General features: G+C 69.9%; 17 protein-coding genes. 5 read left to right on the plus strand and 12 right to left on the minus strand.

Annotated features, from left to right (window positions below):
* Nucleotides 1–10: 10 nt before the first annotated feature.
* From AB0F17_RS40860 to AB0F17_RS40880, 5 genes are all read right to left on the minus strand, one after another.
* On the minus strand, nucleotides 11–1,837 hold the full coding sequence (locus AB0F17_RS40860; protein WP_358034491.1) for a prolyl oligopeptidase family serine peptidase: 1,827 nt from the start codon (nucleotides 1,835–1,837) through the stop codon (nucleotides 11–13).
* Nucleotides 1,838–1,979: 142 nt separating this feature from the next.
* Complete coding sequence (locus AB0F17_RS40865) at nucleotides 1,980–2,879, minus strand: amino acid ABC transporter permease (RefSeq protein WP_358034495.1); 900 nt, start codon at nucleotides 2,877–2,879, stop codon at nucleotides 1,980–1,982.
* Nucleotides 2,876–3,547 carry an amino acid ABC transporter permease gene (locus AB0F17_RS40870; protein ID WP_358034498.1) on the minus strand — a complete coding sequence of 224 codons (672 nt, stop codon included), beginning with the start codon at nucleotides 3,545–3,547 and terminating at the stop codon, nucleotides 2,876–2,878. Before AB0F17_RS40870 ends, AB0F17_RS40865 begins: the two co-directional genes overlap by 4 nt.
* Nucleotides 3,548–3,608: 61 nt before the next feature.
* Nucleotides 3,609–4,460, minus strand: a complete 852-nt coding sequence (locus tag AB0F17_RS40875; RefSeq protein ID WP_358034501.1) for a glutamate ABC transporter substrate-binding protein — start codon at nucleotides 4,458–4,460, stop codon at nucleotides 3,609–3,611.
* 41 nt (nucleotides 4,461–4,501) lie between these two features.
* Nucleotides 4,502–5,257 carry an amino acid ABC transporter ATP-binding protein gene (locus AB0F17_RS40880; RefSeq protein WP_214638495.1) on the minus strand — a complete coding sequence of 252 codons (756 nt, stop codon included), beginning with the start codon at nucleotides 5,255–5,257 and terminating at the stop codon, nucleotides 4,502–4,504.
* A gap of 134 nt (nucleotides 5,258–5,391) precedes the next feature.
* On the opposite strand from AB0F17_RS40880, the gene miaB reads away from it, so the two are divergent.
* Nucleotides 5,392–6,879, plus strand: coding sequence for a tRNA (N6-isopentenyl adenosine(37)-C2)-methylthiotransferase MiaB (gene miaB / locus AB0F17_RS40885; protein WP_358034504.1), 1,488 nt, complete (start codon nucleotides 5,392–5,394; stop codon nucleotides 6,877–6,879).
* A 76-nt stretch (nucleotides 6,880–6,955) separates the two neighbouring features.
* On the opposite strand, the gene AB0F17_RS40890 is transcribed toward miaB, so the two are convergent.
* Nucleotides 6,956–7,435, minus strand: coding sequence for a hypothetical protein (locus tag AB0F17_RS40890; RefSeq protein ID WP_358034507.1), 480 nt, complete (start codon nucleotides 7,433–7,435; stop codon nucleotides 6,956–6,958).
* A gap of 351 nt (nucleotides 7,436–7,786) precedes the next feature.
* On the opposite strand from AB0F17_RS40890, the gene AB0F17_RS40895 reads away from it, so the two are divergent.
* Both AB0F17_RS40895 and AB0F17_RS40900 read left to right on the plus strand, forming a co-directional pair.
* Nucleotides 7,787–8,335, plus strand: a complete 549-nt coding sequence (locus AB0F17_RS40895; RefSeq protein ID WP_358034510.1) for a hypothetical protein — start codon at nucleotides 7,787–7,789, stop codon at nucleotides 8,333–8,335.
* Nucleotides 8,336–8,410: 75 nt separating this feature from the next.
* The gene (locus AB0F17_RS40900) at nucleotides 8,411–9,154 is read left to right on the plus strand and encodes an isocitrate lyase/phosphoenolpyruvate mutase family protein (protein WP_358034513.1); all 744 of its coding nucleotides are present in this window, start codon (nucleotides 8,411–8,413) and stop codon (nucleotides 9,152–9,154) included.
* A gap of 12 nt (nucleotides 9,155–9,166) precedes the next feature.
* Here AB0F17_RS40900 and AB0F17_RS40905 read toward each other — a convergent pair whose 3' ends face one another.
* Nucleotides 9,167–9,565 (minus strand): VOC family protein, encoded by a 399-nt coding sequence (locus AB0F17_RS40905; RefSeq protein ID WP_358034516.1) that lies wholly within the window; start codon nucleotides 9,563–9,565, stop codon nucleotides 9,167–9,169.
* A gap of 63 nt (nucleotides 9,566–9,628) precedes the next feature.
* Here AB0F17_RS40905 and AB0F17_RS40910 point away from each other — a divergent pair, with 63 nt between their 5' ends.
* Both AB0F17_RS40910 and AB0F17_RS40915 read left to right on the plus strand, forming a co-directional pair.
* The gene (locus AB0F17_RS40910) at nucleotides 9,629–10,087 is read left to right on the plus strand and encodes a MarR family winged helix-turn-helix transcriptional regulator (RefSeq protein ID WP_358034519.1); all 459 of its coding nucleotides are present in this window, start codon (nucleotides 9,629–9,631) and stop codon (nucleotides 10,085–10,087) included.
* Between the two features lie 10 nt (nucleotides 10,088–10,097).
* On the plus strand, nucleotides 10,098–10,970 hold the full coding sequence (locus AB0F17_RS40915; protein WP_358034523.1) for an LLM class flavin-dependent oxidoreductase: 873 nt from the start codon (nucleotides 10,098–10,100) through the stop codon (nucleotides 10,968–10,970).
* 100 nt (nucleotides 10,971–11,070) lie between these two features.
* Here AB0F17_RS40915 and AB0F17_RS40920 read toward each other — a convergent pair whose 3' ends face one another.
* From AB0F17_RS40920 to AB0F17_RS40940, 5 genes are all read right to left on the minus strand, one after another.
* Nucleotides 11,071–11,481 carry a hypothetical protein gene (locus AB0F17_RS40920; protein WP_358034526.1) on the minus strand — a complete coding sequence of 137 codons (411 nt, stop codon included), beginning with the start codon at nucleotides 11,479–11,481 and terminating at the stop codon, nucleotides 11,071–11,073.
* Nucleotides 11,471–12,286, minus strand: coding sequence for a DUF692 domain-containing protein (locus AB0F17_RS40925; RefSeq protein ID WP_358034529.1), 816 nt, complete (start codon nucleotides 12,284–12,286; stop codon nucleotides 11,471–11,473). The genes AB0F17_RS40920 and AB0F17_RS40925 overlap by 11 nt, the downstream gene beginning before the upstream one ends.
* Nucleotides 12,283–13,320 (minus strand): TIGR04222 domain-containing membrane protein, encoded by a 1,038-nt coding sequence (locus tag AB0F17_RS40930; RefSeq protein WP_358034531.1) that lies wholly within the window; start codon nucleotides 13,318–13,320, stop codon nucleotides 12,283–12,285. The genes AB0F17_RS40925 and AB0F17_RS40930 overlap by 4 nt, the downstream gene beginning before the upstream one ends.
* Before the next feature lie 65 nt (nucleotides 13,321–13,385).
* Nucleotides 13,386–14,285, minus strand: a complete 900-nt coding sequence (locus AB0F17_RS40935) for a ribonuclease Z (protein ID WP_358034533.1) — start codon at nucleotides 14,283–14,285, stop codon at nucleotides 13,386–13,388.
* Complete coding sequence (locus tag AB0F17_RS40940) at nucleotides 14,272–14,421, minus strand: hypothetical protein (RefSeq protein ID WP_358034536.1); 150 nt, start codon at nucleotides 14,419–14,421, stop codon at nucleotides 14,272–14,274. The genes AB0F17_RS40935 and AB0F17_RS40940 overlap by 14 nt, the downstream gene beginning before the upstream one ends.
* Between the last annotated feature and the right edge of the window lie 10 nt (nucleotides 14,422–14,431).

Here is a 14,431-nt window from a genome sequence, read left to right on the forward strand (position 1 = left end):
AGAGCGAGATTCAGCTGAAAACCTGCTGGTAGAACGCCAGCTCCGCGGCCAGCGCGGTGGCCCGCGTCTCGGTGCGGCGGAAACCATGTGACTCGCCCTCGAACGCCAGATACGTGCACGAGACGCCGCGCTCGGCCAGCGCGTCGGCGAAGGCCGCCGACTGCTCGGGCGGCACCGCGGGATCGTCGAGCCCCTGGAGCAGCAGCATCGGGCAGGACACGCCGCCGACCAGCGCCAGCGGCTCGCGCTCGGCGTAGAGTCGCGGGTCCTCCGGGCCGACCAGCCACTCCACGTAACGTGACTCGAAATCGTGCGTGTGGGCGTTGAGCGGGGCGAGCGTGCTGACGCCGTAGTAGGACACACCCCCCGCGAACACGTCCGAACGGCAGCAGGCCGCCATCACGGTCCAGCCGCCCGCGCTGCGGCCGCGCACCGCGATGCGCCCGGGGTCGGCCAGTCCTTCGGCCGCCAGCCATTCGGCGGCCATGATCGTGTCCTCGACGTCGACGACGCCCCACTGCCCCTTCAGCCGATCGCGGTAGGCCCGGCCGTAGCCGGTGGACCCGCCGTAGTTGACGTCGAGCACGCCGATGCCGCGCGAGGTGAGGTAGGCCTTCTCCAGGTCGAGCGCCGTGTCCGCGTGCGCCGTCGGGCCGCCGTGCACGAAGACCACATACGGCGGAGCGTCCTCCGAGTCCTCGGCGGCCGGGTTGGACGGCGGGTAGAGGAAGCCGTGCACCCGGTGCCCCACCTCCACCGGCCGTGGCGTCGGCAGGCAGGCGAGGTCGGGCAGCTCCTCGATGTCGAGTCTGAGACCCTCGGCCCGGCCGGTCACGGTGTCGACGCGCAGCACCGATTTCGGCACCGCGGCGCCGTAGGCGATGCCGGTCACAAAGGTGCCGTCGGCGGTCAGCGCCGGATCCCAGCCCTCACACGGCAGGTCGAGGTCGGCGAGCTCGCCCGTCTCGGGGTCGAGCACCCCGAGCCGCAGGTCGCCGCGCCCGTGCAGCACCGCGAGCCGCCCGTCGCCGAGCACGAGGTAGGGCAGGCCGCCCAGCGTCCACGGCGGCCAGGCGAACTCCTCCTTCAGGGGATGGAGCGGCTGGGGCGAGGCGTCGTGGAGACCGGTCTGGTAGAGGTTCCACCAGCCGGAGCGGTCGGAGATCAGGTAGAGGTGCTCGTCGTCCTTCCAGCTGGGAGCCAGCACGGACTCGGACGGGCCGCCCCACACGGTCCACGAGGTGCCGTCGGACAGGCGGGTGACGCGGAGCTCGGTGCCGATCCACGGCATGAGCGGATGGTTCCAGGTGATGTAGGCGAGATGCCGTCCATCAGGGGAAATGGCGGGGGAGGCGTAGAAGTCGCCGCCGGTGACCCATTCGCGGGTCTCGCCGCCGCTGACCGGGACGGAGACGACGGCCCTGGTCACCTTTCCGTCGTCGGCGTGCCGTTCGCGTACGCACCAGACCTGGCCGTCGCGGATCAGCAGGTCGGCGTAGCGGTCGCCGCCGGGGGTGAGCGGGACGGGCTCGCCGGCGATCTGGTCGAGCAGGTAGAGGCGCTGGTCGGCGAAGCAGGCGAAGATCACGTCGCCCTCGGGGGTCACCGCGTAGGGGCGCCCGCCGTACTCGTGCACGCGGGTGCGGGCGCTCCACGGCGCGGGCAGCAGCTCGCGGCAGGCGCCGTCGGCGGCACGATGCATGATCGTGGTGCGCCCGACCTGGTCCGGTCGGTCCTCCGTCCACCACACCTGGCCGTCGAACGCGGTCGGCCAGCCGAGTCGCCGGCCGGACCGGGCGACGTCGGTGGTCGAGATGGGGGAGCGCCAGAAGGGCATAGACGCATCCTGCCGGAAGATCAGCAAGAGTGCGGGGTGATCACCTCACTCCGGTGACCACCCCGCTCGATCACCGTAGCCCGGTGACCACCCCACTCCCGCCACCCGTCCACCGCGGTGACCGGCTTTGCCGACCTCAGCCCTACGCCACCACGGCTCCGTCGGGAGCCGGCCGGCCCGAAGGCAGGCCCGCCACCGCACCCGGCGGCTCGATCGGCCTGGCCGTGGTCTTGCGGCTGCGGCGGCTGCGCTTCTCCAGCCAGGTGGCGAACGCGCTGAGCGCCATGGCCATGACGATGTAGATGACGCCGATGACGATCGCCGACACCAGCTTCGTGCCGGGGTAGACCGACGGCAGGGTCTTGAAGCCCATGTTCAGGAGGTCGACGTAGACGATGAAGTAGCCCAGCGCGGTGTCCTTGAGCAGGACCACGAGCTGGCTGACCACCGCGGGCATCATCACCGTGAGGCCCTGCGGCAGCAGGATCAACCGCATCACGCCGCCCTTGCGCAGCCCGACCGCGTACGCCGCCTCCGACTGGCCCTTCGGGATCGAGTTGATGCCCGCCCTGACCACCTCGGCCAGCACCGAGCCGTTGTACAGGGTGAGCCCGAGCACGATCGCGAACAGCGCGTAGTCCCCGCCGCCGAACACATCGGGAGACAGGAACCAGATGAAGAAGATCAGCAGGAGCAGCGGGATCGCCCGGAAGAGCTCCACGATCCAGGCGGCCGGAATCCTGACCCACCGGTGGTCGGAGAGCCTGGCGATGCCGAAGACCGCGCCGAACAGCAGCGCGAAGACAGCGCCCAGCGCGGCGGCCGTGAGCGTGCCCACCAGTCCGGGCAGGATGAAGTCCACCCAGACGGTCTCGGTGGTGAACGGCTCCCAGACCTTGGCGTCGAACTGGCCCTTCTCGTTGAACTTCAGCACCACCCAGCCGAGGATCGCCAGCAGGGCCAGCGCGGAGATCCCGGTGATCAGGTGGTTGCGCACCCGGCCGCGTGGGCCCGGGGTGTCGAAGAGGACGGACGTGCTCATCGGGCCACCGCCAATCTCCTGGCCAGCCAGCCGGTGTACCAGCCGATCGGCAGGATGAGTACCAGGAACGAGGCCACAATGCCGATGAAGATGGGGATCGAGACGCCGGTGGTGTCGAACGTCTCCCTCATCTTGGCGGCGACGTCGATGGTGTAGCCCGCGGCCGCCACCACGGTCGTGTTCTTGATCATGGCGATCAGGACGCTGCCAAGCGGGGCGATGACCGCCCGGAAGGCCTGCGGGAAGATGACCAGCGTGATCGACTGGCTGAAGGTGAGCCCGATCGCGCGGGCCGCCTCGGCCTGTCCCATCGGCACCGTGTTGATGCCGGAGCGCAGGGCCTCGCAGACGAACGCCGCAGTGTAGGCCGACATGCCCAGCACGGCGAGCCAGAACGAGTTCGTCAGCGGCACCTCGGTGGAGAAGATCAGCCCGAGGGTGTCGCTGAGCCCGAGGTAGCAGAAGGCCAGCACCAGCGTCAGCGGGGTGTTGCGCACCACGTTGACGTACGTCGTGCCCGCGGCCCGCAGGACCGGGGTGGGGGAGACCCGCATGGCGGCCAGGACCGTGCCGACGATCAGGGAGAACACCGCGATGATCAGCGAGAGCTTAATGTTGTTCAGGAATCCTTCGCCCAGGTCGGGCGCGTACTGAATCAGTTCGTCCATCGTGCTCCACCAGAGAGAATGGCGGCGGCGGCCGGGTCACCGGCCGCCGCGGGTTTGAGGATCAGGCGCAACCCTCGGCCGGTGGGGCCTCCTTGGGCAGTTCCAGGCCGGTCTTGCCGTACCACTTCGTGAGGAGCTGGGTGGCCGTGCCGTCCTGCCACATCTTGGCGACGGCCTTGTTGACGGCCTCGCAGGTCGTCTTGTCGCCCTTCTTCAGGCCGATGCCGTACTTCTCATCCGTGAACGGGTCGTTGAGCAGCTTGTACTTGCCCGGGTCCTGGCTGGCGAAGCCGGCGAGGATCAGGTTGTCGGTGGTGACCGCGTCCAGGTTGCCACCGCTGAGCTTCTGCACGCACTCGGAGTAGTTGCTGGCTCCGACGAGCTTGGCGGGCAGGTTGAGCTTGCCGTCCGGCGGCGGGTCGGTGATCCGCTTGTAGGAGTTGGAGCCCTGCGCCTGGCAGATCCGCTTGTCCTTCAGGTCCGTCGCCTTGGTGATGTCCGCGGCGTCCGCACGAACCATGGTGTCCTGGTGGACGATGACGTACGGACCACCGAAGGTGACCTTCGGCTTGCGAGCGTCGGTGATGGAGTATGTGGCGAAGATGATGTCCACGGTGCCGTTGGCGAGCAGCGCCTCGCGGTTGGACGAGGGCGACTCCTTCCACGTGATCTTCACATCCTGGCCGCCGGCCAGCTCCTTCACGATGTACTTGGCGACATCGACGTCGAAGCCCTCAGGATCGCCGCCACCCTTTTTCAGACCCAGGCTGGGCTGGTCCCACTTGGTGCCGACGGTGATTTCCTTGGCACCCTTGAGCTTGTCCATGACGTTGGTGTAGCTGCCTCCACCGCCACACGCGGCAAGACCGACCGCCATGGCCGTGACGGCGAACACGGCCCCAGTTCGACGCATCTGCATAGTGGTTACCTCAATCTTCCTGCTGCGGACTGGGATCAATGCGTGAGGATCTTCGAAAGGAAGTCCTTGGCCCGGTCTGTCTGGGCGTTGGTGAAGAACTCGTCCGGGGTGTTCTCTTCGACGATCTGGCCGTCGGCCATGAACACCACCCGGTTCGCGGCCCTTCGGGCGAACCCCATCTCGTGCGTGACGACCATCATCGTCATGCCGTCGCGAGCGAGCCCGATCATCACGTCGAGCACCTCCTGGACCATCTCCGGGTCCAGCGCCGACGTCGGCTCGTCGAACAGGATCATCTTGGGATCCATGGCCAATGCCCTGGCGATCGCGACGCGCTGCTGCTGGCCGCCGGAGAGCTGCGCCGGGTATTTGTCCGCCTGCGCGGCGATGCCCACCCGTTCGAGCAGCTCCATGGCGCGCGTGTCCGCGGCGTCACGGGCCTTCTTGCGCACCTTGATCGGTCCCAGCGTGACGTTCTCGCGAATCGTCTTGTGGGCGAACAGGTTGAACGACTGGAAGACCATGCCCACTTCGGAGCGGAGCTTGGCCAGTGCCTTGCCCTCTTCGGGCAACGGCTGACCGTCGAAGATGATCTGCCCGCCGTCGATGGTCTCCAGCCGGTTGACCGCCCGGCACAGGGTGGACTTGCCACCACCCGAAGGGCCGATCACGACCAGGACCTCGCCACGGGAAACGGTCAGGTTGATGTCCTTCAGGACGTGCAATGCCCCGAAGTGCTTGTTGACGTTCTCCAACTTCACTAGTGGAGTGACGTCCCCGTTCTCCGTCATGGTCAAAACCTAGGGGTGAATAGGACGCTGGTCACTAACCGAGCGGTACCGATCCGATCACATCGAGCCGTCAAGCTGCTGTTTTAGATCCTACGACCGTCGCAAGCCGGACAAGGACTACCCTTGGACGTGCGATGACTGTGACCGAGGAGAGCGCCCGCACCTATGAAGTGCGCACATACGGGTGCCAGATGAATGTGCACGATTCCGAGCGCCTTTCCGGCCTGCTTGAGGACGCCGGTTACGTGGCCGCGTCCGAGGGCGAGGCGGCCGACGTGGTGGTGTTCAACACGTGCGCCGTGCGCGAGAACGCCGACAACCGCCTTTACGGCAATCTCGGCCACCTACGGCCGGCCAAGATGAGCAACCCTCGCATGCAGATCGCCGTGGGCGGCTGCCTGGCGCAGAAGGACCAGGGCGAGATCGTCCGTAAGGCGCCGTGGGTCGACGTGGTGTTCGGCACCCACAACCTCGGGGCGCTGCCGGTGCTGCTGGAGCGGGCCCGCATCCAGGGCGAGGCGCAGGTCGAGCTCAAGGAGTCGCTCGAGGTCTTCCCCTCGACGCTGCCCACCAAGCGCGAGTCCGCCTATGCCGCCTGGGTCGCGATCTCGGTCGGGTGCAACAACACCTGTACGTTCTGCATCGTGCCGTCGCTGCGGGGCAAGGAGAAGGACCGGCGGCCAGGCGACGTTCTCGCCGAAGTCCAGACATTGGTGGATCAGGGCGTTCTTGAGGTCACGCTGCTCGGCCAGAACGTCAACACCTACGGCGTCGAGTTCGGCGACCGGCTGGCGTTCGGCAAGCTCCTGCGCGCCTGCGGCGACATCGACGGGCTGGAGCGGGTCCGCTTCACCTCGCCGCACCCGGCCGCCTTCACCGACGACGTGATCGCCGCCATGGCCGAGACGCCCAACGTCATGCACCAGCTCCACATGCCGCTGCAGTCGGGCTCCTCGCGCCTGCTGAAGGAGATGCGCCGCTCCTACCGGGCCGAACGCTACCTCGGCATCATCGAGCGGGTCCGCGCCGCCATGCCCGACGCGGCCATCTCCACCGACATCATCGTGGGCTTCCCCGGTGAGACGGAGGAGGACTTCCAGGCCACCCTCGACGTCGTACGACAGAGCCGCTTCGCCAACGCCTTCACCTTCCAGTACTCCATCCGGCCCGGCACGCCCGCGGCGACCATGGACGACCAGATCCCCAAGAAGGTCGTCCAGGAGCGCTACGAGCGCCTGGTCGCCCTCCAGGAGGAGATCTCCTGGGAGGAGAACCGCAAGCAGGTGGGCCGGACGCTTGAGGTGCTGGTCGCCGAGGGCGAGGGCCGCAAGGACGACGCCACGCGCCGGCTGTCCGGGCGCGCCGCCGACAACCGGCTGGTGCACTTCGCGGTCGGCGACCACGCGCCGCGGCCCGGTGACATGGTCACGGCCGAGATCACGTACGCGGCTCCGCATCACCTGGTGGCCGACGGGGCGGTTTCCGTCCGCCGTACCCGGGCGGGCGACGCCTGGGAGGCGCGGCAGGGCGCCCCGGCTCCGGCCAAGGGCGTCTCGCTCGGCATGCCCACCATCGGCCGCCCGCCGTCCGTGCCGACAGCCGAGGCGTGCTCCGCCTCCTAGCCCACGTTTCACGGGCCCCTTATTTATGGGCCCTATTGTCACGGGGCTGCGCGTCACGGGGCTGTCTGCCGACGGGTCATCTGCCGAGGCGGTCGAGCACCCGGTAGCAGTAGTCGCGGCGGAAGTCGAGGAAGGTCGCGCACGGGTCGGTCGCCAGGGGTATCGGAGGCTCGTGCCTTTCGGATCGCTCGCCGGGCGCGGTGGCCTGGGCCGCCGGTGCGTCCGGCGGGGGTTCCGTGGGTTTCCGCGGGGTCGGCAAGGGCCGGGGTGCCCGCGACCTCTCCGGCGGTCCGCTCGGCGTGGGACTGTCCCGCTGCGGCGGCGGCAGCGCTTCGCCCACTCCCGGGCTCGGTGAAGGCACGGGCTGTGGGCGCGCCTCGATCTCCTTGGGCGTCAGGTCCTTCTCGGGAGTCGGGCCGTTCTCCGGGGGCGGGCCGCTGTCGGGGTCTGGATCGTCGCTGTCGCTGTCGCTGTCGCTGTCGCTGTCGCTGTCGCCGTCGTTGATGTTGGCGGCGGCCTGGTTGTCGTCTGAGCTCGTGTACGACGGCCACGACATCGGGGTCGTAGTCGAAGCCAGCGTCGGAGGCGGGCTCGGGCTCGGCGAAGGAATGCGTGATTGATCGGAAAGCCCGCTTTCCTGATCATTTTCCGGCCCCTTTTTCGGCTCGGGACTTTGAGATCCCATGAGCGACAGGAAAACACCGAGCGCGGCGACGACGATCACCCCGGCCACACCTGCCGCGGCTGCCAGGCGGTCACGACGACCTGGGCGAATAGCTTTATGCGGTGACAAGTCGTGATTCCTTTGTGATTGGTGCGCGAGCATTCGACTCCTGCGGCTAGTGTGGTCCATCACCCGCGGAAGCCGGCGAGCTTTCCCGATACGACCGCAGGGAGTCGCACCACCATGCAAGATCCGATGGAGCCGGATCGCCAGGAGATCCTTATGGGGCCGGGCGATATGCCGAGACCTGCCAGAAATGGCAGGTCCGCCACCAACAAGAAGACCGCCATCATCGCCGCGTCGGCCCTCGTCGCGGTGCTCGCGGCGGGCGGCATCGGCTTCGCGCTGGCGGGTGGCACCGGAGGTCCCGCCCAGCCCGCGCCGTCCACCGGCCAGGCCGGCCAGGCGAGCCCCGCTGAGACCACCGCCGACGAGCCGCAGGACGAAGAGGCGTCCATGGGCGACGCCAAGACGGAAGCCCCCGACGAAGGACTCTCGTCCGACGAGCCCGCCGCCGACATGGGCGACGCGGCCACGGACCCGGATACGAGCACGGATACGGACAAGGGGGCGGCGGGCACCGATTCACGCACCACGACCACGCCTCCGGCCAAGAACGGCAAGAAGCCCACGTCCTCGCCGACCAAACCGGCGCAGGAGTCAGCGGGCGACAACCCGGCGGACGGCCCGGCGGGCGAGATCATCGGGCAGTGCGCGAAGAGCGGCTGCTGAACCGCCAAGTGGCTTGGCGGTTCCCTGCGGTATTGGCCCTTTGGCGGGAGCCACTCCCTTCCTAGGCTGACCCGTATGACCACAGACAAGGCCGCTCTGCTCCGGGCTCTCCACGTGCCCGGGAACCCGTTGGTGCTGCCCAACGCCTGGGACGCGGCGTCCGCGCGGGCCGTACAGGAGGCCGGGTTTCCGGTGATCGCCACCGGAAGCGCGGCCGTCTCCCAGGTGCTGGGCTACGAGGACGGCGAGGGGACGCCCGTCGCCGAGATGATGGCCGCCGTGGCCCGCATCACGCGCGTCGTGGACGTGCCCGTGACGGCGGACGTCGAGCGCGGGTACGGCCTGAAGCCGGCCGAGCTGGTCGAACGCCTGCTCACGGCCGGCGCCGCCGGCTGCAACCTGGAGGACTCCGACCCCCGCACCGACCTGCTCGTCGATGTGGAGGCGCAGGCCGAGTTCCTGGCGGACGTGCGGGCCGCCGCCGGGCCGGGGCTCGTGATCAACGCCAGGGTCGACACCTATCTGCACGGCGACCGGACACGGGAGGCGGCCGTGACGCGGGCACGGCGCTACCTGGAGGCGGGTGCCGACTGCGTCTACCCGATCGTCCTCGGCGACGCGGAGGAGATCCGGGCCCTGGTGAGCGAGGTCGGCGGTCCGGTGAACGTGCTGTTCAGGCCCGGGGTCCCGGATCTGGCCCGGCTGGCCGAGCTGGGCGTGGCCCGGATCAGCTACGGGGGTGGGCTGCACCGGGCCACGTACGAGTACGCTCGCGGCCTGATCCAGGCGATCGACGAGGGCCGCAGCCCGTACGAGTGACCGCGTACCTGCTCAGTAGGACTGGAACTCCACCAGATTGCCTTCCGGGTCACGCACGTGCGCGGCTCGCAGACCCCAGCCCGGCCGGTCCGCGGGCTCCGTGACGGACCGGCCGCCGTGGGCCAGGCAGACGGCGTACGCCCGGTCCACGTCGGCCACCCGGCTGACGAGCATGGCGTGATCCTGCGCGGCGGCGGCCACCGGCAGGGCGCCGGTGCCCGCGACCTCGGTCATGTAGCCGCGGTCGAGCATCGACAGCACCCCCTCCGACCCCACGTCCCAGTGCGCGTAGGGACCGTCCGGGCCGCCCTTCACCAGGCTCGCCCCGAGCACCTCTGGCAGGACCGCGTCATAGAAGGCGAAGCACTCCGCGAACGCCGAAACCAGCAGCCGAGGATGCAGCACGTCCATCCGGAAATCTCCTGAAATAGTGGGTCGAGACCTATTATTGGGTCAGACCCTACAATATTCAGGATGGAAGCGCTGCCGCCGAGCCTGCTCGGACTCACCACGTACCTGCTGTCGAAGACCGGGAAGGCGGCCAGAGGCCGGCTGGCCGCGCGGCTGGCGGCGGACGGGCTGCGCATGTGGCACATGGCCGTGCTGGCGGCGTTGGCGGACTTCGGGCCGCACGCCCAGCGCGACCTGTCGGCCCGGCTCGGCATCGACCCCAGCGACGTGGTCAAGGTCCTGGACGAGCTCTCGGCGCCCGGCTTCGTCGACCGCGCCCGCGACCCCGCCGACCGCCGCAGGGTCACCGCCACCATCACCGCCGGGGGACGGCGCGAACTCACCCGCCTGACGCGGGAGGCACGAGCCATCCAGGACGAGCTCCTCGCCCCCCTCGACGCCGCCGAACGCGACCAGCTGCACGCCCTCCTCACCCGGATCCTGGTCCAGCAGCTGTTGTCCGGTTCGGGTGCGAGCAGGTAGGAAAGATCTCATGACTGCTCTCGGCGCCGTGTTCCGGCCTCAGCTCCCTCCCGAACGGATGCGCGGCGTGGCCCGCGCGGCGGAGGAGGCGGGGCTGGACGAACTCTGGCTCTGGGAGGACTGCTTCTCCCAGAGCGGCATCGCCAGCGCGGCCGCGGCCCTGGCCTGGACCGAACGGCTGCGCATCGGCGTCGGCCTGCTCCCGGTGCCCCTGCGCAACGTCGCCCTGACCGCGATGGAGGTGGCCACGTTGCACCGGCTGTTCCCGGGGCGGGTCGTGCTGGGCGTCGGCCACGGCGTACAGGAGTGGATGGCGCAGGCCGGCGCGCGGGTGGACTCGCCGCTGACGCTGCTGCGCGAGCATCTCGCGGCGCTACGGGCGCTGTTGCGCGGCGAGCGGGTCACCGTGGACGGCCGTTACGTGCGGCTCGACGACGTCGCCCTCGACTGGCCGCCGGAGACGGCGCCACCGGTGCTCGCCGGGGCGATCGGGCCACGGTCGCTGCGGCTGTCCGGCGAGGCCGCCGACGGCACCATCCTCGTCGCCGGTACCCCACCTGACCAGGTACGACAGGCCCGGGAGCGCATCGACGAGGGGCGTGCGGAGGCCGGGCGTACCGACCACCACGAGCTGGTCGCCGGTCTCCACACGGCGATCGGCCCGGACGGACCCGAACGCCTCAAGGCCGAACTCGAGCGCTGGGGCGACGCCGGCAAACCGGACGTCGGAGTCGCCGGGGACGCGGGCACGGTCGCCAAGGCCGTTCAGCGGCTGGCGGATGCCGGGGCCGACACCGTGGTGCTCCAGCCGACGGCCGACGAGCCCGACCTCGAGGGCTTCGTACGGTTCGTGGCCGAAGAAGTCCGCCCGCTCGTTCCCTGACGTGCGAAGCAGGCTGGCCGACCCGGAAAGCGGCCGGCTGGCCTGGAAAGCGTCGGCTGGTTCGGAAGCGGTCAGTTGGCCTGGAAAGCGGTCGGCTGGTCTAGGAAGTGGGTCGGCGGCGGAGGAAGCGGGCCCATCGGCCGGGTGGTGGTCCGGTCGGTGGGGGGTCCAGCGGCAGGCCGAGCCAATCGGCGAAGGCCCTGGCGTCGCCCAGGGAGCCGCCGGGGGGCTTGGGGCGCCTCTCGGCGTACTCGGTGAAGAGCGCGGCGAACCGGGAGCCGAGCCGGATCGCCAGGTCGGGAGCCGACCTCGCCACGAGGCCCCGCCTCTTGGCGATCAGCCCGGCCGCCTCGATCCGGAGCCGTACCGGGTCGAAGCCCTCAGGCAGCGGCCCACCGGCGACGAGCGCCGCCAGAAGCCCCCGCTGCGCGTCCGCAAGCCGCTGCCGCCGCTGGTCGGCGGCGTGGTCATCAGGCGAGGTCCGTTCCTTCGCGAGGTGGTCATCGGGCATATGACGCCGCCCTGATGCGGTCGAGTTCGGCGGCGAGGACGGCGTCGCTCGGGTAGTCCGCGTCCCACTCCAGCAGCACGCCGGGCGGTTCCGCGCGGGCGGACAGCTCGGAGAGCAGGTCGAGGACGTCCGGTGGCACGGCGGTCGTGTGGGTGTCGTGCCATACGCCGTTGTGCGCGTACCCTCCGGCGACGTGGATGTAGGCCAGCTTGTCCAGGGGCAGCGCGTCGAGGGCCGCGCGGGCGTCGAGACCCAGGTTGACCTGGCTGGTGTAGAGGTTGGCCACGTCGATGAGCAGCCCGACACCGGTCCGCTCGACCAGCTCGCTCAGGAACTCGGCCTCGGTCAGCTCGTCCTCGGGCCAGCCGAACATCGCCGCCACGTTCTCCAGGGCGAGGGGCACCGGCAGGGACTCCTGTGCCTGCCGTACGTTCTGGACGATCACCGACAGAGCCTCGCGGGTGCGTGGCACCGGGAGCAGGTGGCCGGATTCCAGGTCTCCCGCCCTGACGAAGGCGAGGTGCTCGCTGACCAGCGGTGATTCGAGAGACTCCGCGCAGGCGGCGAGATGGGCGAGGCGCCGGCGATCGGGCGGTTCGGCGCCGCCGATGCCGAGGCTCACGCCGTGCGGGATCACGGGCGTGCCCCGGGAGCGGAGCACGCGCAGCGACTCGGGCAGTGCCGGCGGGCGGATGTTCTCCGCGATGGCCTCCACGAAGTCCACCCCCGGGAGCCTTTCCACGGTCAGGTCGAGCTCGGCCCGCCAGCCGATGCCCACGCCCAGCCGCTCCGGGCGGGGGCTCACGGGCTGCCTCCCCCGCAGCTCGAACCACCGCCGCAGCTGGAACCACCGCCGCAGCTCGAACCGCCCCCGTCACTGCCTCCGCCGTCGTGGCCGCCCCCGTCGTGGCTTCCTCCGTCGAAACCGCCCGAACCGTCGCCGCCGAAGAGGCCGCTGAAGAAGTCGCGGCCGAGGAGGCCGTCACCCCCGGAGCCGCCGCCCGTCCCGACATCCCCGGAGCCGCTGCTGGAGTAGGACCCGCAGTGGCCAGGGGCGCAGCACGTGGCGTGGCGCCGGTTCCGGGCGCGTGTGTCGCTCCGCAGGGTGCCGGCGAGTCCGCGGTCCGGCAGCTTCGTCAGCCCGTGCAGAGCCACCAGTCCGAAGTCGGAGTTCTTCCATCTGCCATCGGCGTCGTCGACGTCCGCGTGCTTCAGTGCCGCGTGGCCCGCATTCGTCAGCGGGTCCGTCATGAGGTGGCGCTGCCAGGAGAAGCAGGCGATGCCGGCGACGGCGGCCACGGCCGCGATCACCAGTGCATTCGCGGGCGCGCGGAGCAGGGCGTCCACGATGACCACGACCGCCGCCAGCGCGGCGAACACGATGAGCCAGCGCGCCCGCCGGCGCGACCGTACCCTGACACCACGCGGCATCAGGAGCCCCTGCCGGGACAGCATGACCGTCAACTGCCGGATCGCGTGGGCGTCAGTGGCCGCGTGCCGGACTTCGGCGGCGGTGCGGCCTCCAGGGGCCGAGGCGACCTGCCGGTACACGGCGCGCTCGACGCTCACCCCCTTGGCCGGCTTGAAGCCGTGCACCGAGGTGACCGTCCCATCGCGGGAGACCCGGAGGCCGCCCTGGGAGACCAGCGACACGAGCGCCGTGTTGATGACCCGTCGGGGGCCTCCGGCCAGGTACGCCGTCTCGTAGACGTCCAGCGGCGGGTATACGCCGGCGGGGGCGACGGAGCGGCCCCTGACCAGCGCCAGCTGTGTTCGGATCACGGTGAGGGCGACGAGTGCGAGCAGGACGATGCCGGCCGTGTAAAGCACTTCCTCCATGGGGCCTCCCCGCGTAGAGGGCTGTTCTTACCTGAATGACGAACGTGATCGTCGCGAAGTTTCCCCTACGGGTGTCGTCGTGGCACGGGGATTTTCATCAGGTCGCGGGCCAGGATGATCTCTCCGTCGTAGCTGCGCCGTGCCTCGCCGATGAAGGCCGGTTCGTCGGCGAAGCCGTAGCGTTCGGAGAAGTGGGTCAGAACCAGGCGGCGCGCGCCCGCCTCGGCCGCGACCTGACCGGCCTCGAACGCGGTGAGGTGGCCGTACTCCTTGGCCAGGGCGCCCTCGGCGGACAGGAACGTCGACTCGATCACCAGCAGGTCGGTGCCGGCGGCGAGTTCGAAGACGGCGTCGCACAGGCGGGTGTCCATGATGACGGCGGCGCTCTGTCCGGCTTTGGGGACGCTGCACTGGTCGAGCGTGATGCCGCGGACGGACCCGGTGCGCTGGAGCTCGCTGATCTCGGGCCCGCGGATCCCGAAAGAGCCGAGCTTGTCGGGGAGCATGCGGCGGCTGGAGGCCTCCTGGAGACGGTAGCCGTAGGACTCGACGGGGTGGGACAGGCGGCGCGCGGTCAGCGGTCCGATGGTGACGTGATCGCCGCTGATCGGCTGCTCTTCGATGACGGTGGTGTCGGCGAAGACGGCGGCGTGACGTAGCCGCTGCCAGTATTCGGCGCCGGAGGCGGGGTAGACGGCTCGTACGGGATGCCGGACCTTGTCGCGCGCGATGCGCTGCACCACGCCGGGCACGCCCAGGCAGTGGTCGCCGTGGAAGTGCGTCAGGCACAGCCAGTGAATGTCGTTGGCGCTGACCCCGGCGTGCACCATCTGCCGCTGTGTGCCCTCACCCGGGTCGAACAGGTAGCCCTGGCCGTCCCAGCGAAGCAGGTATCCGTTGTGATTACGGTGTCGGGTCGGAACCGCGCTGGAGGTGCCGAGCACCACGAGCTCACGTGAGGACATGATGGCCACGGTCGCGTTGGTTGAGCTGCCGACGCCGATCGGTCCGCTCGTCCCGGCCGTCACGGACGGCCTGGCCATGTCGGGCTGGAGGCGCCGGGAGCGCCCGGGTGAACGCCTTGGCCTGGCGGAGGTTCATGACCCGGATC

This window comes from Nonomuraea sp. NPDC026600 (assembly GCF_040638335.1).
Taxonomy (GTDB): domain Bacteria; phylum Actinomycetota; class Actinomycetes; order Streptosporangiales; family Streptosporangiaceae; genus Nonomuraea.